Origin of the sequence: Thioalkalivibrio sp. ALR17-21 (genome assembly GCF_000420185.1) — a bacterium.
Classification (GTDB): Bacteria; Pseudomonadota; Gammaproteobacteria; order Ectothiorhodospirales; family Ectothiorhodospiraceae; genus Thioalkalivibrio; species Thioalkalivibrio halophilus.
On the sequence record NZ_ATUL01000006.1, the window covers coordinates 136,366 to 148,541 of the forward strand.

A 12,176-nucleotide genomic window follows, 5' to 3' on the forward strand; every position below is an offset into this window, starting at 1 on the left:
AGGCCACCATCCCCCGCGCGACCTTGTTGCGGCGCTCGTCCTCAGACACACCGCTCGACTCCATACCGGCCGATCAGCAGCGCGTCCGCCAGGGCCTGCCCCTTCGCCTTCTGGTCCAGATCCCGGACGCCGGGGTACAGCTGGACCGCTCGCGACCGGGCCGAGTCCTTGTTGCTGCCGGTCAGGCCGGCATGCCGCTTCCATACCTGCGGCGTCACGAGCGTTACCGGCAGACCAGCGGCGGCGATCACACCCTCGACCAGACCCGCGGAGTGCCCGAAGCTGAACGCGGCATGCGGCGACTCGCCCGGCCGGGCCCCAACGCGCTCGACGAACACATGCGCGATCCGGCCGCTGTACTCCGCCAGCCATGCGCCCACCGCCGCGCCGCTCACCCGGCTGCGTTTTCCGGTCTTGGTGGTCGGCATCAGCAGGTGCTCGACGTACTCGCTTTGCGTGTCCAGCAGCGCCAGGCACCCGGTCGCGCCGGGGTCGATACCGAGGTACAGCTTGTCCGTCATCGCTTCATCACCCTCTCGATCGTCAGCGCCAGCAGGTCCAGTTCCTCGAGCTTCGCCATGCGCAGCAGCGCCCGGTCGCCATGCACGCCCATCGGGCCGCGGTGGCACTCAGGGCACAGGGCCGCGGTCAGGTAGTCGCTGGCCCGCTGGCTTGCGCCCTGCCCCTCGCGGAGGTGGTGGACCTCGGCCGGCACCCCGGGCATACCCAGGCACTCGCACAGCACGCACGGCACCTCGGACACGCGGCCCATGTATTCGCGGCTCGGCTTGCTCACCACCCTTCCTCCGGCACCGTGATCTCGATCTCCATCTGGTAGCACCAGGCCATGTACCGCTCCATCGCCTCCGTGATCTCCGGCTTCGTGGCCTCGCTGGTGCGCTTGTTTCGGCTCAGGATCTCGCCGGTTTCCGGGTCCACCAGCTCGGTGCCCTGCGGCGGCATGAACCGCGGGATGAAGATCACCTCGTGAACGTCCTCCTTGGCCCATCGGCGGCTGGTGCGGATGCTCAGTTCAGCGGCGACCTCTCCGTGCCACATCCACAGCGTCTTGCGCTGCGGGTCGGTGCGCGGCGGCTGCCACTCGCGGATGATCACCTCCTGGGGCCGGCCGTCCGCCTTCGTGCGCTTGGCCGCCTCGCGCAGGGCATCCACCGCCATCTGCGCCCGCGGGTATCCGCGTTCGGCATCCCCGGCGGGCAAGAGAAAACGGCCGCTCACTCCACCTCCTTTGGCCACCAGGTCACGCCGGTCCGATGGGTCATCACGTCGCGGCGGGATGGACCGCGCTCCACGAGGCCGGCTGTCTCTGCGTCCGGCAGTCGGCGTGCGATCATGTAGCGGTCGAGGCCCATGCTCTCCGCGGTGCGCGTGCGGGACAGCTCCGAGCTGGTGAGCCCGGGGTGGCAGCGCAGGAGATCCACGGTCGCGAGCATCTGCTGGTGACGCTTGCCGCTGGCCGTGATCTCGCGCTCGGCCACCGCGCTGGTGCCGGGGTCGGTCGGCCGGCTTGCCGGGGTTTCGATTCGCATCACGCTCCCTCCGCTCTTCTCGCTGCCGCACGGGCCGCCTCACGGCGCCTGCGCACTTCCTGGGTTTCCTCGATCTTTCCGCTGTGGTCGCTTTCCCCCAAGAGCTCCTTGATACCTCGCAAACGTTTCTGGGCGTCTTCCACGCTCGTCGGCTCCCCAACGCCACCAGTCAGAAGACCGGCCACTTCATCGGCCATGCCCTCTTCGGGTGGCGGCAGCAGGTTCTTCGCCTGGTCGTGCGTAATCAGGCCTCGCTCTTCGGCATGCGTAATGGCGTCCCGCCGGAGATCCGGGTCATGTCCGGCCGACACCCGGACCCGGGGGCTGCGCCCCTCCTCAAGGGCCGCGCGCACCTCACGCCGGTAGGCTTCGCGGAAAGCCATGCGAGCCCCCACCTCGTCGCCTGCCTCAGCAATCGGCCGTGCAATGCCCCAAGCCGCGGCGATCTCGTCGTTCCAGATCACAGTGTCGTTCTCGTCCATCGCCCGCAGCGCCGTGGACCAGGCCTCGTCGGACTCAGGCCACTGGCTGGCCTGGCGGGATTCGATGTGCGCGATCACGTCGGCAGGCTTCGGCGCCCAGCGGCCACGGTCGGGGTCTTGAAGGTGCGCTTGCAGACCAGCCCGCACCTCCTCAATAGGGTGCTTCTCGAGGGTGGCCCACCACATGCGTAGCGCCCCGTCCGATACCGTCTTGTCGTAGAACTCCATGGTGTGGCGAACGATGTCGCCGAACAGCTTGGCGTCGGTATTCGGGTTCATTCCGCCCTTCCTTTCGCCCACTGGACGAACGAATCAACAGCCTCCTGGTTGCTGGCGACTTTCGGTTGACCCTGCGGCCCATCGCGCTGGATCTCGTCCTGCCATCGCTCCTGGTTGAGGTAGGTCAGCGGGTTCGGAATGAATCCCTGGCGCCACCCGGAATCTGTTCCGGCTCGAAGCTGGACGTCGGCAATGATCTCGTCGGCTCGTCCATCCAGCCGCTTGCGCGTCCATGCTTCCTTGGCTGGCTTCTTGCCCTTCTTCTTCGGGTACTGCTGCCAGAATTCCTCGAAGCGATCCGAGGTCGAATGAACAAGCCGCGGTTCGCCAGAACCGCTCGCGCCTTGCGCGCCTGTTCCCTGTTCCTTTTCCCCTGTTCCCTTTCCCTTTCCCCTTCCCTTTCCTGTATCACCCCGGGAATCACCGCCGTATTCGCCGGGAATACTTGGCTTTTCCTCATGCGTATCTGCTTGATCTGGGGCCGGATATTGACCATCCGCTGTGGCTTCTTTTCCCTGTATCCGCTGGTGCTTGGTGAAACCGGGGATATGGCCGTAGCTTTTCCCGTCGACGCGGTACAAAATCACGTACCCACACCCCTCCAGTTCCTCGAGAAGCGACGGGATATTCACCTCTGATTCCCAGGGGAACGCATGGGCATGGATCTGCATCGGGATTGCTCTGAACACGCCGTTCTTGTCGCACAGCTGAAGAAGAGCGATTGCCAGCAGGCGGGCATGCGGTGAACATGCGGCCAAATCTTCGTCCTGCCAGAACTCAGGCTTGATTGTTCGAATTCGAGCCATCTGATATCCTTATGTCCGTGTAGTTGATGAGCCCCGGCACTTGGCCCGCCAGCCAGCCGGGGCTTTTTTGTGGTCTCCACCCGGAGAAAGGCCGGAGGTTGGACCCCGGCAACCGGCGGAGGAAGTCAGCAGGCTGTTGACCCGGCCTGCCAGCGGGGATTCGGGTCCGGATGCGCTGCGCCATGTCGGCGCGCATCACAGGGTGCTGCTCTTCCAGCCATCGCCGGATCTCGACCTCCGACCAGGTGGCCGCAGTGTCCGCCAGCCGATCCCGCGCACGGTCCTCGGCCTCTGCCGCGCGCTGGATCGGCGTGCAAATCATCAGTGGGATGCCCTCGGCGGGCAGGTGATCTTCCAGGGGAATCTCGGGGTTCCAGCTCATGCATCACCTCCTTGCAGGCGCTCCATCCGTTTGACGACCTGCTCCATGGCCTTGGCCGCGGCGATGTATTCGCGCTGCAATTCGCTCTGCTGTTCTTCCGGCGTTACCGGCTTCGGCTCCGCGTACCCCGCGGATTCGGCCAGGTGAGCCATTGCGGTATGCACGCCAGCGCGCGAGCCCGCCTGCAGCAGCCACACCAGCTCGCCGAGCGAAAGTTTCTCGGCGCGCTCCGTATCCAGGCAGTGGTTTAGGTGCCGAGCGCCATCCGTGATGGACTTGCCCGGCCACAGATCGGACGCCACCCTCTTCGGGCCGCCGAGCGCCATCACTACAGTGCGCAGTGCCTCTTCCAGGCTGTCGTGCCACAGGTCCTCTTGTTTCATGGTTTCCCCCTCGGTCCGTCTTGGTGGTATGGCGTGGGAAAGCCCTCCGGTGCCACAAAAAAAGCGCACCCAAGCAGGAGCGCTTCGTCATGCGCCATTCAGGCCGACTCCTTCGCACGAACGCCGCCATCGCGCTCTACGGGGGAGAAGATGTCGGGCCGCAACTCCTCGGCCCGAACCCCCGTAAGAGCCTCCAGTTCACGACAGCGCTTCGCCGGTACACGTCCGGTTTGGATCCACTCCCACACGGACGGCTGAGACACGCCCATCCGTTTGGCGAGATGGACCTGCGTCGGAGGATCGAGTGACTTCAACGCCCGACGCAGCGCCGCTCGAGTATCGGTATTTCCACTCATACGGCGAATAATATCGTCTAAACCTATATCTCGCAACACCGGAAGACCGGCGTGGCCTATGTGACCTGATTAGGGTCTACCTATACACTTGCCGTGATGAGTACAGAAATCGGACATCGGATACGTAACGCGCGGGCGCGCGCGGGGCTGAGCCAGGTTGAGCTGGCCCGGAAGATGGGCGTCAGCCAAGCTACGGTTGCCGGCTGGGAAACCGGCAAACACACCCCGCGCTGGCCAAAGGTCGACGGTATATCTCGCATCCTTGGCGTCACCCCCAGCGATCTGATAGGGGGCGGTGGAGGTAGCAAGAGAGTCCCGAACCGAGACATCGACGGTGTAACGAGTCGGGAGAAGGAGGCATTGCGGGCATTTCTGGAGCAGTTCAACCCAAATGAGGATGCCTACCTGCAGATCGTCCAACTTGTCGACCAGATAGGGGTATCTTCAAGCCAGCAAACAGCGCTGGACCATCCAGATCATGTTGAAGACATCCTGGACGAGTACTACCCAGGATGGCGGGACGGGGAATACAGCCAATGCACCCTAGGTGCGGCCGAATCCCAGGCCGCACTGTCGGCGATCCCGACGGTGCAAAACGCGCGGTGTATCCCTGTGATCGACTACGTAGAAGCTGGCTCCCCGCGCGAGATCGTAGACGCCTACGAGTGCGGCGACGGCCACCGGCACGAGTGGCTCGATCCGGCATCGGCCGAGGCCCTAGGCCCGCACACCTTCGCCCTGGAGATCCGCGGCCGGTCCATGGAACCCGACTTCCGCGAGAGCGAGATCATCATCGTGGACCCGGATGCACCGGTGCGCCCCGGCGACATTGTGGTGGCGAGGGTCAATGGCGACGCTGAGGCCACCGTCAAGAAATACCGAGACCGCGGCCGGGACAGCCAGGGGCACCCGGTCTATGAATTGGTGCCCCTGAATCCGGACTACGCGACCATCACCATCGACTCCGGCAACCCGGGCTCGCTGATTGGCCCGGTCGTCCAGCACAAGAGGAACCTCCGATGACCAGCTGTCAGGGTTCCCCCTTCCACAGCTGGACCTTCCGAAGAATGCCTCCCTTATGAAGCTCGCCTATGGAACTGTGTAGGGAGTTATTCCGGCTCTGGTACTTGCCGTCGTTTGCGCTAAAACGGCTCGTCGTCTTCAGGCCATATCCGCCGGGAAATGAACAGGCCAACGATACGAGCCTGAGGGAAATGCTCTTGCAGGACATGCTGCATCGCTTTGAAGTGAGTGCCCGCAGTCAGCACGTCATCGACGACAGCAATACGGGTTGGCGGAGGGTCGGCCTGGTCGTGGTCGATGCGGTAAGCACTCACCAACTCGTCGACTGTAGGCCTTTGGGCGGGGCCCCGTAAATGGGCGGGGGCGAACGAGCGGTCCTGAACCACTAGCTTGCGGCGGTCAATATCGCCGACGGACTCCAGAACCCACCACATGCGGTCGTCATAGTCTGGGTCCGATGGGTTTTTGGATGGCGGGACCGGGACGAACGTACCGTCCTGAAGCCACTTTTTCGGCATGCTCTCGCGAAGCATCCTTCCGGCTTTCTGGATAGCTCTGCGTTTGTACTTCCACTCAGCGGTCCCCCGCTTCTCCGGTCCTTTTTTTAGGTTGAAGATCAGTTGGTTAGTGTCGCTGTAGCTGTAACTTTCTCCTGACGCGTACTCGCGGAGGTAGTAGCACTCATCGTCATCGCTCAACCGGGCGTGTTCACCCCGTGTAAGCTGATCGATCCGGCTGAAACGTTGGTTACCCAAGGTGGTCCAAAATGTCTTCGAACGTTCTGACCCGGACCGCTCCCTTTCTCTCGAACCGGGACGGCCAGCTTATCTGGCTGTTTTGAAAGCAACTGTCGAGGATAAAGAGCTTGCGACCTTGCGCTAGGGCCGCACGGGCCTGGGTTAGCGTTCCTGACGTGTCGCTTGCTTCCACGATGACGGTCGCCTCGGTCAGGGCGGACATCGTCACATTGCGCTCCGGGAAGAAAAAGCGATTCTGCTTCGGTCCCTGACGCTCATAACGCAGCACAGGAACTTGGCTAATCACTAGAAAATCCCTAGCCAGTTGACTCTGTAACTCCTTGTTTTCTTTCGGATAGTTGTGGCTCAACGGCGTCCCGATGACAGCGACGGTGTTCCCGCCAGCATCGATCGCCGCCTTGTGCGCCTCGGAATCGATGCCCGCCGCAAGCCCGGATACGACCGTGTAACGGCTCTCGACCAGCTTCTTGGCTAACTTGCGCGCGCGCGCACGGCCTTCATCACTGGGTTTGCGAGCACCAACCACTGCTACCGACGGAAGCTCTGTCAGGTCCCACCGGCCCTGGTAGTAGAGAAGTTCGACGGGATGGCTCGCATCGCGCAACTTCTGTGGGTACTCCCCAGCTTGGTGCACACGAACCCCGAACGACCGCACGCCGGCACGCCAAAGAACTTGCTGAACCTCGTTTGCCCGACGCTCAGCTTCCTCCCTGGAAACCAATTCAGAGGGAAGCGCACCAGGGTTAGACCGAAACAGATCAGCAACTTTCTTGAAGGTGTTCACGCCATCTTTCAGCCACAGAGCCTCGTACGCCCCCATCTCCAACCATGGGGAGACGGCGGGGAAGTCAGCTGTCTCGGCTTCCAAGGGTAGCTGCATGAATTGCGGTCCACCAACGTGAATCGTTCGGGATAGTTTACCACGCCTATGCAGGCAACCATGCCCGGCCATCACTGGGGACGGAGATATCGGAATGGCCAGGCTGGCACTGCCTCTTACTCCCCCATCGTGGCCTCGCACCGTCGCTCCAGGGCCATCATCTCAAGCTCATTCCCGCCCGCGTAGTGCTCCAGCACGCACTCATCGACCGTGCTGTAGCTGCCGGCGCGGTCCTCCCAAACCGCGCCAGCCGCCATCCCCGCCAGAAACGCCCCGCTAACCGCAATCAGCATCGCCCCAAGCGTGACCGTCGTGGGTCGCCGTTCTTCACTCATGCCGGTTCCTCTCTGAAGTTGCCCTGAATCGTAGCCGCCGAGTTACCTGAGGACTAACCTCGTTTCCGCAATATCAGGGAGTATCGGCACAACCATTTTCTCCTGTTGACGTAGGGTATCGGTTTTTCCTATTATCGCCTTTACCGATACGAAAGGGGACGGTCATGTACGACAAGCCCACGCAGACCAACATCCAGCGCGTCGCAGACGAGGTCGACGCCGACCCCGAGGTGGTCGCGGCGGTGGCTGAAGGCTGCGGTCGCGCCCTGACACGCAGTTTCGGCAGCCAGGAAGTCGCGGCGGAATTCCTGAACTCCGGTGCCGAGTGGGCGGTGACGATCGCCCTGCGCGATCACATGGACACCGTTCAACGCATGGCCAACCGGGCACAGCGCGATCCGCTGCAGTTCTCGTGTCTCGTGCTGGACGTGCTGCGGGACGAGGCTCCGGCATGAGCTCGCTGGAGACAGCCTTCGTCGCCCTCGCCTACGTGGCACCGGTGTTCGGCATGTTTGCCGTCCTCGCAGGCCTGGCGGATGTCTTCGAAGCAATCACCAACCGGAGGTCCTGACGTGACCAGCCACCATGCAGCAGCCGACGTTGCCACCATCGAACAGGATCAGCCACCGGTGTCCTCGCCGATGCTGGCCTTGGCCGAAAAGGCCGTCCAGTCCGGCCAGGCCGACCAGCTGGAACGCCTGATGGACATGCACGAACGTTGGGAGACCAACGAAGCCCGCAAGGCGTTCGACCGCGCCATGGCAGCGTTCAAGGCCGACCCGCCTCGGATCGAGAAGAATGCCGAGGTGGACTTCACCAGCAACAAGGGCCGCACCCACTACCGGCACGCCACCCTGGACCACGTTTCCAACGTGATCAGCCAGGCCATGGCCCCGCACGGGCTCTCCTTCCGCTGGACCACGGAACAGGAAGGCAACCAGGTCAAGGTGACCTGCATCGTAGCGCACGAGAAAGGTCACCAGGAGCGCGTGACGCTGGCGGGCCAGCCGGACAACAGCGGGAACAAGAACGGCCTCCAGCAGGTGGGCAGCACGATCACCTACCTGCAGCGGTACACCCTGCTCGCGGCCACCGGCCTCGCCGCCAGTGACCAGGACGACGACGGCGGCGACGCAGGAACTCCGGTCGAGAAGATCAGCGACGAACAGCTGAGCCAGATCGAGGACATGCTGGAGGCCACGGGATCGGACATCGACCGGTTCAAGGACTGGGCCTTCGCCGGCATTCCGAACGGCCGGAGTATCCCCCTCTCCGATCTGCGCGCCGATCAGTTTCCGCGCGCGATGGAAATGCTGAAGCACAAGCAGAGCCAGAAGAACGGGGCCTCGCAATGATCGAGATCCACCGCGACATCGAACAGGGCACTGAGGAGTGGCTGCGCGTGCGCGCTGGGATCCCCACAGCCTCGCAGTTCGGCGAGCTGATCGACCGCGGGCAAGGGAAAACCCGGCGCACCTACATGCTCAAGCTCGCCGGCGAGATCCTGACCGGCGAGCCCATGCCCGGGTTCAGCAACCAGCACACACGGCGCGGCCACGAACAGGAAGACGAGGCGCGCGAGACCTACGGGTTCATTCGCGAGGTAGACGTGGAGCAGGTCGGGTTCATCCGTAACGGAGACAAGGGAGGCTCGCCGGATGGCCTGGTGGGCATTGATGGCGGATGCGAGGTCAAGACCAAGCTCCCTCACCTTCACCTGGAGGTGCTGCTGGCGGAGGAAGTGCCTGCCGAGCACATGCCCCAGATCGACGGCCTGATCTGGGTCGCGGAGCGGGAGTGGTGGGACTTCATCAGTTACTGCCGCGGCCTGCCGCCGTTCATCAAGCGCGTGTACCGGGACGAGAAGCGCATCCGGAAGATCTCGCGCGCCATTGACCAGTTCAACCAGGAGCTGGCGGACATCGTCGAGAAGGTCCGGCGCGGCAGCGAACCGATGCACGCCCCAGACACCATCCCGGCCCAAGAACCCGATCTCGACACGATCTTCTGATCGCACGGAGTAACCCATGGAAATGCAGAACCTGATCCGCATCGAAACCCAGCCGGCCGTGCTCGACCTGAACTTCGAGCAGCTGGAGAAGGCGCTGGACGAACGCCTGGCGCAGTACGAAACCGTCGTCACCGAGGACGGCGTGAAGGACGCCAAGGCCGCCGCCACGGAGATCAACAAGCTCAAGGGCGAGCTGGCGAGCCGTCGCAAGGCCGCGGCCGACGAAGCCAAAGCCCCAATCGCCGCCTTCGAGAAGCAGATCAAGACCCTCGAATCGAAGTGCGAGGACGCGCGCCAGGGGATCCTGGGACAGGTGCAGAAGTACGAGGACCAGGTGAGAGAAGAAGCCCGCGAAATGCTGAGCGCGTTGCGGGCCGATGGCTGGGACGAGCTGGAGGTCGAGGATCACCACCAGCGCGCCGAGATCGAGGACCTGGTGAAGGTCACTGCCGTCACTGCCAAGGGGAACCTGGCCAAAGGCCCGCGCGAGACCCTGGAGGCCCGGGTGCGCGAGGACAAGGCCCGGCAGGACAAGGTGCGCATGCGCCTTCTCGAGCTGGAGAACGCCAGCTACCGAGCCGGGCTGTCCGCGCCCCTCACGCAGGGCCACGTTCACCGGGTGCTGGAATCCGACGACGCGACCTACTCGGCCGAGCTGCAGCGCATCCTCGAGGCCGAGCTGCAGCGTGAGCAGGTGGCCCGCCAGCGCGAACAGGAACGCCAGGAGCGCCAGGCGGCCGCCGCCGAAGCGACCCGGGCGAACCGGCCGGATGCGAGCCCCATCAACTCCGAGCCGCAGCAGCACACTGCTCCGATGGACACGACGGAACAGCACACCCCGGACCCGCCCCCGCGGGAATCCTCCCCCGGAAAGCACGCGGTGACCGTGGTCGGCACCTTCGAGACCGAAGTCCCGCCCGGGGTCAGCGACGAACAACTCGAGTCGGCCCTGCGCAAGAAGATGGAGTCCGCGGGGATTACCAGCCTGACGCGGATCGAGATCCATCGACACCAGGCCGCCGCCTGATTCCATCACCGGCCGGAGGCCATGCCCTGCCCCTGCCAGGGTCCGGCCGGTAACGCAGGGCGCCCGCGGGCGGTGCGCAACACCCGCAGCGGAGACGAGGCCTCTTGCCTCGGGCGAAGCCGTAGGGCCCACGAGACGGGCCGTTTCCCGCGGCATGCGGGGTGTGGTCTCACGCTGATCTTCTAACCAAGGTCGTCTGGGAAAGTCGAGACCGCACCACCGGATGGCGCGAAGAGCCACAAGACGAGGAGCCAGGCATGGCGAAGTGGACAGAAGACGAAGACAAGGTGCTGCGGGGCCTGTACCCGGGCCGATCTAACCAGCACATCGCGTGGGTGCTGGGGCGGTCCGAATCGTCAGTGAGCAACCGCGCCGTAACTCTGGGGCTGAGCAAGTCGCCGGAATACCTGGCGTCCGGCCCCGGGCAGTTCCGCCCTGGGCAGACGAGCTGGAACAAGGGCAAGCGTCACAAAGCCGGCGGCCGCTCGGCAGAGACGCGGTTCAAGCCCGGACGCGCACCCAGCGAGTCCCCGAACTACAAGCCCATCGGCAGCACCCGCGTCACCCGAGACGGGATACTCGAGCGCAAGGTGACCGACTCACGCGACATCGTGCCGGCGCGCCGCTGGGTCCCGGTCGCACGGCTGGTCTGGGAAGAAGCGCATGGCCCGGTGCCCGAGGGTCACGCGGTCGTGTTCCGCCAGGGCATGCACACCACCGTCGAGTCCGATATCACCCCGGACCGCCTGGAATGCATCCCCCGCTCCGAGCTGATGCGCCGCAACAGCTTCCTGACCCGCTACCCGAAGGAGATCGCGGACGTGATCCGCCTCCGCGGTGCCCTGAAACGCCAGATCAACCGGAGGGAATCCGCATGAGCACCGACAAGATCGACGACCTGCGCACGCACCTGTTCGACACCCTGCGCGACCTGCGCGCCGGGAACATGGACATCGACAAGGCGAAGACCATCTGCGAGGTCAGCAAGCAGATCACCGAGACGGCCAAGGTCGAGGTCGACTACCTGCGCGCGACCGAGCAGACCCAGGGCACGGGGTTCATCCCGGACGACCGTCGGATGCCGGGTGGCGGCGGGAAGATGCGCATGATCAACGGAGGCAGCGATGAATAACCCGTTCGCCCGATACGACGAGACCCTGGGCCGCGAGATCCAGACGGTGGACACCGACAGCCGCCGGCAGATGGTGGACCGCTTCACCTTGGAGGAATGCCGGGATGCGCTGGAGGTGCCGGGGCTGCAAAAGACGGTCCGGGCTCGCGTGGAATCGCGGGTCCGGAAGCTGGAGAAGCAACTGAGGGAGACGAGCTGATGTTGGTATTAACCAGGAAGGTAGGTGAGCGGCTGATGGTTGGCGAGGACATCGCCGTGGAGGTGCTGGACGTGAACGGGTCGCAGGCCCGGATCGGCGTCACGGCCCCGGAGGACATGCGGATCGACCGCGAGGAAGTGCGTCGCCAACGCGACCAGGAACAGAAGCAGGAGACGGACTGATGGCTCGCGGAGTCAACAAGGCGGTCATTCTCGGCAACCTCGGTGCCGACCCCGAAAAGCGCGAAACGCCCGGCGGGGCGACCGTCACCAACTTCCGCGTGGCCACCACGGAGCAGTGGACCGACAAGCAGAGCGGGGAGCGGCGCGAAAACACCGAATGGCACCGGGTCGTGATGTTCGGTCGTCTGGCCGACATCGCCGCGCAGTCTCTGTCCAAGGGCTCCCAGGTGTACATCGAGGGCCGGATCCAGACCCGCAAGTGGCAGGGGCAGGACGGTCAGGATCGCTATACCACCGAGATCGTCGCCAGTGACATGCAGCTGGTCGGTGGACGCGGCGGCGGTGGCGCCGGCGGTGCCGCTGCTGCCGGTGGTGGCTACGGCGGCGGTTA

General features: G+C 64.3%; 22 protein-coding genes and 1 pseudogene. 11 read left to right on the forward strand and 12 right to left on the reverse strand.

The window, feature by feature from the left end; all coding sequences use genetic code 11:
• Window positions 1-41: 41 nt before the first annotated feature.
• From G020_RS0105035 to G020_RS15615, 9 genes are all read right to left on the reverse strand, one after another.
• Window positions 42-521 (reverse strand): hypothetical protein, encoded by a 480-nt coding sequence (locus G020_RS0105035; protein ID WP_018935670.1) that lies wholly within the window; start codon window positions 519-521, stop codon window positions 42-44.
• Window positions 518-796, reverse strand: coding sequence for a hypothetical protein (locus G020_RS0105040; protein ID WP_024328863.1), 279 nt, complete (start codon window positions 794-796; stop codon window positions 518-520). Before G020_RS0105040 ends, G020_RS0105035 begins: the two co-directional genes overlap by 4 nt.
• Window positions 793-1,239: a hypothetical protein gene (locus G020_RS0105045; RefSeq protein WP_018935672.1), complete on the reverse strand. Its 447-nt coding sequence runs from the start codon at window positions 1,237-1,239 to the stop codon at window positions 793-795. Before G020_RS0105045 ends, G020_RS0105040 begins: the two co-directional genes overlap by 4 nt.
• Complete coding sequence (locus tag G020_RS0105050) at window positions 1,236-1,550, reverse strand: MarR family transcriptional regulator (RefSeq protein ID WP_018935673.1); 315 nt, start codon at window positions 1,548-1,550, stop codon at window positions 1,236-1,238. The genes G020_RS0105045 and G020_RS0105050 overlap by 4 nt, the downstream gene beginning before the upstream one ends.
• Window positions 1,550-2,311, reverse strand: coding sequence for a hypothetical protein (locus G020_RS0105055; protein WP_018935674.1), 762 nt, complete (start codon window positions 2,309-2,311; stop codon window positions 1,550-1,552). The genes G020_RS0105050 and G020_RS0105055 overlap by 1 nt, the downstream gene beginning before the upstream one ends.
• Complete coding sequence (locus G020_RS14765; RefSeq protein ID WP_024328864.1) at window positions 2,308-3,117, reverse strand: hypothetical protein; 810 nt, start codon at window positions 3,115-3,117, stop codon at window positions 2,308-2,310. The genes G020_RS0105055 and G020_RS14765 overlap by 4 nt, the downstream gene beginning before the upstream one ends.
• Entirely contained in the window at window positions 3,089-3,499 is a 411-nt protein-coding gene (locus G020_RS0105065; protein ID WP_018935676.1) for a hypothetical protein, read from the reverse strand. The genes G020_RS14765 and G020_RS0105065 overlap by 29 nt, the downstream gene beginning before the upstream one ends.
• The gene (locus G020_RS0105070; protein ID WP_018935677.1) at window positions 3,496-3,882 is read right to left on the reverse strand and encodes a hypothetical protein; all 387 of its coding nucleotides are present in this window, start codon (window positions 3,880-3,882) and stop codon (window positions 3,496-3,498) included. The genes G020_RS0105065 and G020_RS0105070 overlap by 4 nt, the downstream gene beginning before the upstream one ends.
• 98 nt (window positions 3,883-3,980) lie before the next feature.
• Window positions 3,981-4,238 carry a YdaS family helix-turn-helix protein gene (locus G020_RS15615; RefSeq protein WP_018935678.1) on the reverse strand — a complete coding sequence of 86 codons (258 nt, stop codon included), beginning with the start codon at window positions 4,236-4,238 and terminating at the stop codon, window positions 3,981-3,983.
• Window positions 4,239-4,334: 96 nt separating this feature from the next.
• Here G020_RS15615 and G020_RS15495 point away from each other — a divergent pair.
• Window positions 4,335-4,514, forward strand: a pseudogene (locus G020_RS15495) (helix-turn-helix transcriptional regulator); the annotation flags it as partial.
• Between the two features lie 84 nt (window positions 4,515-4,598).
• Window positions 4,599-5,261 carry a LexA family transcriptional regulator gene (locus G020_RS0105085; protein WP_231363045.1) on the forward strand — a complete coding sequence of 221 codons (663 nt, stop codon included), beginning with the start codon at window positions 4,599-4,601 and terminating at the stop codon, window positions 5,259-5,261.
• Window positions 5,262-5,380: 119 nt separating this feature from the next.
• Here the strand turns inward: G020_RS0105085 and G020_RS0105090 are convergent, their stop codons facing one another.
• The 3 genes from G020_RS0105090 to G020_RS0105100 all read right to left on the reverse strand — a co-directional run bounded on the left by G020_RS0105090 (window position 5,381) and on the right by G020_RS0105100 (window position 7,234).
• Window positions 5,381-5,959, reverse strand: coding sequence for a hypothetical protein (locus G020_RS0105090; protein WP_018935680.1), 579 nt, complete (start codon window positions 5,957-5,959; stop codon window positions 5,381-5,383).
• Window positions 5,960-6,008: 49 nt separating this feature from the next.
• Window positions 6,009-6,887, reverse strand: coding sequence for a DNA-processing protein DprA (locus G020_RS0105095; protein WP_026287609.1), 879 nt, complete (start codon window positions 6,885-6,887; stop codon window positions 6,009-6,011).
• Window positions 6,888-7,015: 128 nt separating this feature from the next.
• The gene (locus G020_RS0105100) at window positions 7,016-7,234 is read right to left on the reverse strand and encodes a hypothetical protein (protein ID WP_018935682.1); all 219 of its coding nucleotides are present in this window, start codon (window positions 7,232-7,234) and stop codon (window positions 7,016-7,018) included.
• 164 nt (window positions 7,235-7,398) lie between these two features.
• Here G020_RS0105100 and G020_RS0105105 point away from each other — a divergent pair, with 164 nt between their 5' ends.
• The 9 genes from G020_RS0105105 to ssb all read left to right on the forward strand — a co-directional run.
• Window positions 7,399-7,689 carry a hypothetical protein gene (locus tag G020_RS0105105; RefSeq protein ID WP_018935683.1) on the forward strand — a complete coding sequence of 97 codons (291 nt, stop codon included), beginning with the start codon at window positions 7,399-7,401 and terminating at the stop codon, window positions 7,687-7,689.
• A 117-nt stretch (window positions 7,690-7,806) separates the two neighbouring features.
• A complete protein-coding gene (locus tag G020_RS14650; RefSeq protein WP_018935685.1) occupies window positions 7,807-8,589 on the forward strand; it encodes an ERF family protein in 783 nt (260 codons plus the stop codon).
• Entirely contained in the window at window positions 8,586-9,245 is a 660-nt protein-coding gene (locus G020_RS0105120) for a lambda exonuclease family protein (RefSeq protein WP_018935686.1), read from the forward strand. Before G020_RS14650 ends, G020_RS0105120 begins: the two co-directional genes overlap by 4 nt.
• A 16-nt stretch (window positions 9,246-9,261) precedes the next feature.
• Window positions 9,262-10,272: a DUF1351 domain-containing protein gene (locus G020_RS0105125; protein ID WP_018935687.1), complete on the forward strand. Its 1,011-nt coding sequence runs from the start codon at window positions 9,262-9,264 to the stop codon at window positions 10,270-10,272.
• A gap of 257 nt (window positions 10,273-10,529) precedes the next feature.
• Entirely contained in the window at window positions 10,530-11,150 is a 621-nt protein-coding gene (locus G020_RS0105130; RefSeq protein WP_018935688.1) for an HNH endonuclease signature motif containing protein, read from the forward strand.
• A complete protein-coding gene (locus tag G020_RS0105135; protein WP_018935689.1) occupies window positions 11,147-11,404 on the forward strand; it encodes a hypothetical protein in 258 nt (85 codons plus the stop codon). The genes G020_RS0105130 and G020_RS0105135 overlap by 4 nt, the downstream gene beginning before the upstream one ends.
• A complete protein-coding gene (locus tag G020_RS0105140) occupies window positions 11,397-11,603 on the forward strand; it encodes a hypothetical protein (protein ID WP_018935690.1) in 207 nt (68 codons plus the stop codon). Before G020_RS0105135 ends, G020_RS0105140 begins: the two co-directional genes overlap by 8 nt.
• A complete protein-coding gene (locus G020_RS0105145; RefSeq protein ID WP_024328866.1) occupies window positions 11,603-11,785 on the forward strand; it encodes a carbon storage regulator in 183 nt (60 codons plus the stop codon). The genes G020_RS0105140 and G020_RS0105145 overlap by 1 nt, the downstream gene beginning before the upstream one ends.
• On the forward strand, window positions 11,785-12,176 hold a 392-nt coding region (gene ssb, locus G020_RS0105150; protein ID WP_024328867.1), incomplete at its 3' end, for a single-stranded DNA-binding protein. The genes G020_RS0105145 and ssb, both read left to right, overlap by 1 nt.

What these genes read in the sequence shown, in the direction of transcription:
- G020_RS0105035 (WP_018935670.1), bottom strand. Translation starts at nt 521, where the DNA reads ATGACGGACAAGCTGTACCTCGGTATCGACCCCGGCGCGACCGGGTGC.
- G020_RS0105050 (WP_018935673.1), bottom strand. Translation starts at nt 1,550, where the DNA reads ATGCGAATCGAAACCCCGGCAAGCCGGCCGACCGACCCCGGCACCAGC.
- G020_RS0105055 (WP_018935674.1), bottom strand. Translation starts at nt 2,311, where the DNA reads ATGAACCCGAATACCGACGCCAAGCTGTTCGGCGACATCGTTCGCCAC.
- G020_RS14765 (WP_024328864.1), bottom strand. Translation starts at nt 3,117, where the DNA reads ATGGCTCGAATTCGAACAATCAAGCCTGAGTTCTGGCAGGACGAAGAT.
- G020_RS0105065 (WP_018935676.1), bottom strand. Translation starts at nt 3,499, where the DNA reads ATGAGCTGGAACCCCGAGATTCCCCTGGAAGATCACCTGCCCGCCGAG.
- G020_RS0105070 (WP_018935677.1), bottom strand. Translation starts at nt 3,882, where the DNA reads ATGAAACAAGAGGACCTGTGGCACGACAGCCTGGAAGAGGCACTGCGC.
- G020_RS15615 (WP_018935678.1), bottom strand. Translation starts at nt 4,238, where the DNA reads ATGAGTGGAAATACCGATACTCGAGCGGCGCTGCGTCGGGCGTTGAAG.
- G020_RS0105100 (WP_018935682.1), bottom strand. Translation starts at nt 7,234, where the DNA reads ATGAGTGAAGAACGGCGACCCACGACGGTCACGCTTGGGGCGATGCTG.
- G020_RS0105105 (WP_018935683.1), top strand. Translation starts at nt 7,399, where the DNA reads ATGTACGACAAGCCCACGCAGACCAACATCCAGCGCGTCGCAGACGAG.
- G020_RS0105120 (WP_018935686.1), top strand. Translation starts at nt 8,586, where the DNA reads ATGATCGAGATCCACCGCGACATCGAACAGGGCACTGAGGAGTGGCTG.
- G020_RS0105125 (WP_018935687.1), top strand. Translation starts at nt 9,262, where the DNA reads ATGGAAATGCAGAACCTGATCCGCATCGAAACCCAGCCGGCCGTGCTC.
- G020_RS0105130 (WP_018935688.1), top strand. Translation starts at nt 10,530, where the DNA reads ATGGCGAAGTGGACAGAAGACGAAGACAAGGTGCTGCGGGGCCTGTAC.
- G020_RS0105135 (WP_018935689.1), top strand. Translation starts at nt 11,147, where the DNA reads ATGAGCACCGACAAGATCGACGACCTGCGCACGCACCTGTTCGACACC.
- G020_RS0105140 (WP_018935690.1), top strand. Translation starts at nt 11,397, where the DNA reads ATGAATAACCCGTTCGCCCGATACGACGAGACCCTGGGCCGCGAGATC.
- G020_RS0105145 (WP_024328866.1), top strand. Translation starts at nt 11,603, where the DNA reads ATGTTGGTATTAACCAGGAAGGTAGGTGAGCGGCTGATGGTTGGCGAG.